The 3,204-nt window shown below is 36.5% G+C and carries 4 protein-coding genes and 1 pseudogene; 1 reads left to right on the top strand and 4 read right to left on the bottom strand.

Annotated features, from left to right (window positions below; translation table 11 throughout):
• A pseudogene (locus tag PX484_RS15455) lies at positions 1-387 on the bottom strand (AAA-like domain-containing protein); the annotation flags it as partial.
• Positions 388-423: 36 nt separating this feature from the next.
• On the opposite strand from PX484_RS15455, the gene PX484_RS15450 reads away from it, so the two are divergent.
• On the top strand, positions 424-618 hold the full coding sequence (locus tag PX484_RS15450; RefSeq protein ID WP_071839409.1) for a hypothetical protein: 195 nt from the start codon (positions 424-426) through the stop codon (positions 616-618).
• Here PX484_RS15450 and PX484_RS25805 read toward each other — a convergent pair.
• From PX484_RS25805 to PX484_RS15440, 3 genes are all read right to left on the bottom strand, one after another.
• Entirely contained in the window at positions 539-727 is a 189-nt protein-coding gene (locus PX484_RS25805) for a hypothetical protein (protein ID WP_353736999.1), read from the bottom strand. The two genes, PX484_RS15450 and PX484_RS25805, sit on opposite strands and share 80 nt — an antisense overlap.
• Positions 728-1,480: 753 nt before the next feature.
• Positions 1,481-2,692: an SUMF1/EgtB/PvdO family nonheme iron enzyme gene (locus tag PX484_RS15445; protein ID WP_287669045.1), complete on the bottom strand. Its 1,212-nt coding sequence runs from the start codon at positions 2,690-2,692 to the stop codon at positions 1,481-1,483.
• A gap of 31 nt (positions 2,693-2,723) precedes the next feature.
• The coding region (locus PX484_RS15440) for a transposase (protein WP_288104581.1) at positions 2,724-3,204 on the bottom strand (481 nt) is incomplete at its 5' end.

Here is a 3,204-nt window from a genome sequence, read left to right as displayed (position 1 = left end):
CTGCCTTATCTGTTCTTCGAGGGGAAGACGTTCTAAATAAAATGGGGAACCAAGGGGAACTGCCCCATTGGGATAGGGGGGCAATGTGTCCAATTTTTCGCTCTTGGCTGCCGAATTAACCGGAATTTTGTCTTGAGGGGGTGCTGTTAGCTGAAAATTCAGGGCGGCGATTTCTTGCCAGTCCAGGCATAATCGACGACAAATTTGGGCAAAAGTGGCTTGTTCTACCGGTTTACCGGTCAGGAAGTTGCTGACAATACCGAGACTAAATTCAGCTTCTTTAGCTAAGGATCGTTGACTGCTAAAGCCCTGCTTTTTCACGGCTAATTTAACTTGATTGAGGCAGTGTTGTTGTACTCTTAGATGGCCCGACATGGAATCTCTCATAAGAATTAGGGAATTATGAATTATGAATTATGAATTATGAATGGTTCTTCGGTTGGTGCTATGCAATTTTTGTCAATTGTTTTCTATCTAGAACGAACTAATCAATTAAGTCTCTTGCCAGATAAGGATTTAGTCGATTTATGCCACCCGATCAAACCATACCAAGTAACGAAGAACCATAAAAATAATCTCCTGACTCCTGAATTCTGTCTCCTGACTTCTGAATTCTAACCCAATGGTAGATGTTGGATTTTGCAGGAGTTCTATTTTTCGACAAAGATAAGCAAAAATTATCTATTGACTCCAAAAACTTGAGAATATTTAAATTAACATTTCGCAATATTTACAAATTCTTAAGAATTAATTGAGAAAGATTTTTATTTAACGACGGTGTTGCAATGGTTACAGCGATTTGATAGAATTTCATAATGGGTTTTTCTGTGCTTTTTTAAGCTGCAATGGTTGAAACCCTTGCCACACCTACAAGGTAATCCTAATTAAGACGGGTAAATCAGTCAATTTCACCCACAACGATGATCTTCTTTTTGTGTAGTTTTATTGCAAAAAAAAAGTTTTTTTGACAAAAAGCACAAAGTATGATAATTACTCACCCTATTTCTGGCTGCCAGTAGTTATTGCAGAGTGGGAGTTGGGAAGCTTTTCCAGTAATCAGTGGACTGAAAACGCAAATCTGACAACTGATGACTGATGACCCCTGGTATGAGCATGATGTCAGAGAGCCGCCGCTAATTGCTGTCTTTCACTTTCAGGGTGTTCTTGACGCACCATCTCTACATATTTATTCCCGCTTTCAGGTTGTATTCCTCTACCGAGGATAAGGCGATCGCTCCAATGGGTTGTTCCACTGATTTCCCTTCTAGATCGAGCGTTGCTACAGCCAAAAGAGATTAGAGATTTAGGAATCTCTCGGTCAATCTTGTTCTTAACAAGCTGTAAATCAACGGGAAACTGCTTATCTTGACTAAAAAAAACCCGATTCTAAAGTCCCAAACCGATCTAGTCGGGTCAGGTAAGTGATATTTATTTTGGATTTTGGATTTTGGATTTTGGATTGTCTGTTGGCACTAGATTGTCAAAGCGATACTCTCTCCCTCACAATCCGAATTCCTTCCCAAGCTGGCATTTGTCCTGTTTGTCGTTCAGTTATCAATCTTAAGAAAGCATAAAGATTAAAAGCTTCATAGCTTTTGGCAGCATAAAGATTACTCAATTTTTGACATTTAGTATCAGTTAGTTTTACATCTCGTAGAGCCTGATTATTTTTGAGGGCTGCATCATAAATATTTGATAATAAATAAAGTATAAGAAATACTAATAGTGAATAAAACCGAAATAAATCAACAACGCAATTGCCTTTATGGTTAAGTTCGTATTCGAGAATAATATTAAGATCGGGGTTAAGTAAGTTATAGACAATACTATATAGGTCACGATCAGCAATGCGATTGGGGTTAGAGTTAAGGACAGAGTAGAGAGTCTGATATAAATTACAATTAAGGTCAGAGGTAAGCAAATATTCAAGAATGCTATCAAGATTACGGTCATTAACGTTGTCGATTAGACAGTCGAGAATATAACCAAGATTGTTTTTAATAACTTGATTAAGTCTGAGATTAAAAGCACTGTTTAATTCAGAAGTAAGCTTGGGGTTAAGGTCAGAATTAAACTTAGGATTAAGGACGTTATTAAGAACAGAATTAAGATCAACTGTTAGATCAAGAGAAAGATTTTTTAGGGAAATGATATCCAGCTTCTTTAGAGGATTCTTTGTAGAAACGATCAAGTTAAACATTAGATCAAGAACGAGTTTTTCCAGGGAAATGGAAATGATATCCAGCTTCTTTAGAGGATTCTTTGTAGAAATGATATCCAGCTTCTTTAGAGGATTCTTTGTAGAAATGATCAAGTCAAACAAATTCATTTGCCATTGTTGCCATTCAACTTTTTCTATGCCATAAATTCTCTTTTTTTCTCCATCTTTTACCCAACATCCTATTTGCTTTTCTGGGGCTGGATGTTCTTCTATTTCAGTTAATGTAGGTATTCTGTATCTAAATCCTAATTCCGACTGTTTTTGGGTCAGCCATTCACAAAATTTTTCTGCATCACTTGCTCTTATTCCAGTAATTGGCTTTTGAGCATATCCAGGTGGAAATCTATAACCTTTCCAGTGTTCGGGTTGATAACTTTCACCTAATTCTCTCTTCTCATCAATAAACAACTGATATTCGGCACAAGTAATATAACTCTTATCAATGAATAGATTATTATCAATACGCAACAAATTATGGCTCTTCGTTACCCTTTATGCTAAATCAACAGACAAGATGCCAAGATAACATACTTCTAACCCAAAAATTCCGAAAGTTTCTAAAGCCATAGCCTCTCCGTTTTATTAGTTTAAGTTTATTGTTGATTCCCTCGACCACCCCATTCGTTGTCCTTCGCTCGAAATAACTAATAATTTCTCCAAACCAGTTTCGGATTGTTTGACAACTCTTGGTAAAAACACTGGAGGATTTTGCCAACCATTCCGAGATGGATAGCATTCCCTCTGTCGGATTCTCTGAGGTTTCATAAATCTTTCTGAATTCTTCCTTTAATTCCTGCATCTTTTTCAAATTTTGGAAATTTTCTTTGATAGCTTCTAGTTTAATTTTTTGAGTTTCCGTTAAATCTTTTTCATTTTTTAACAAGCTATATTTACTTCGCTTTAAAACTTCTAGCTTCGCTTCTTTTTCCGCTTTCTGTTTTTTATTTTTCTGCGCTTCTACGGCTCTTTTTTCTGCTTTTCTT

Origin of the sequence: Microcystis sp. M49636_WE2 (genome assembly GCF_030065375.1) — a bacterium.
GTDB classification, from domain to species: Bacteria; Cyanobacteriota; Cyanobacteriia; order Cyanobacteriales; family Microcystaceae; genus Microcystis; species Microcystis aeruginosa_C.
The sequence above is the reverse complement of the archived record's forward strand: the minus strand, read 5'-3'. Positions and strand labels throughout refer to the sequence as shown.

Excerpts from the sequence above, each read along its gene's own strand:
- PX484_RS15450 (WP_071839409.1), top strand. The coding sequence starts at position 424 with ATGAATGGTTCTTCGGTTGGTGCTATGCAATTTTTGTCAATTGTTTTC.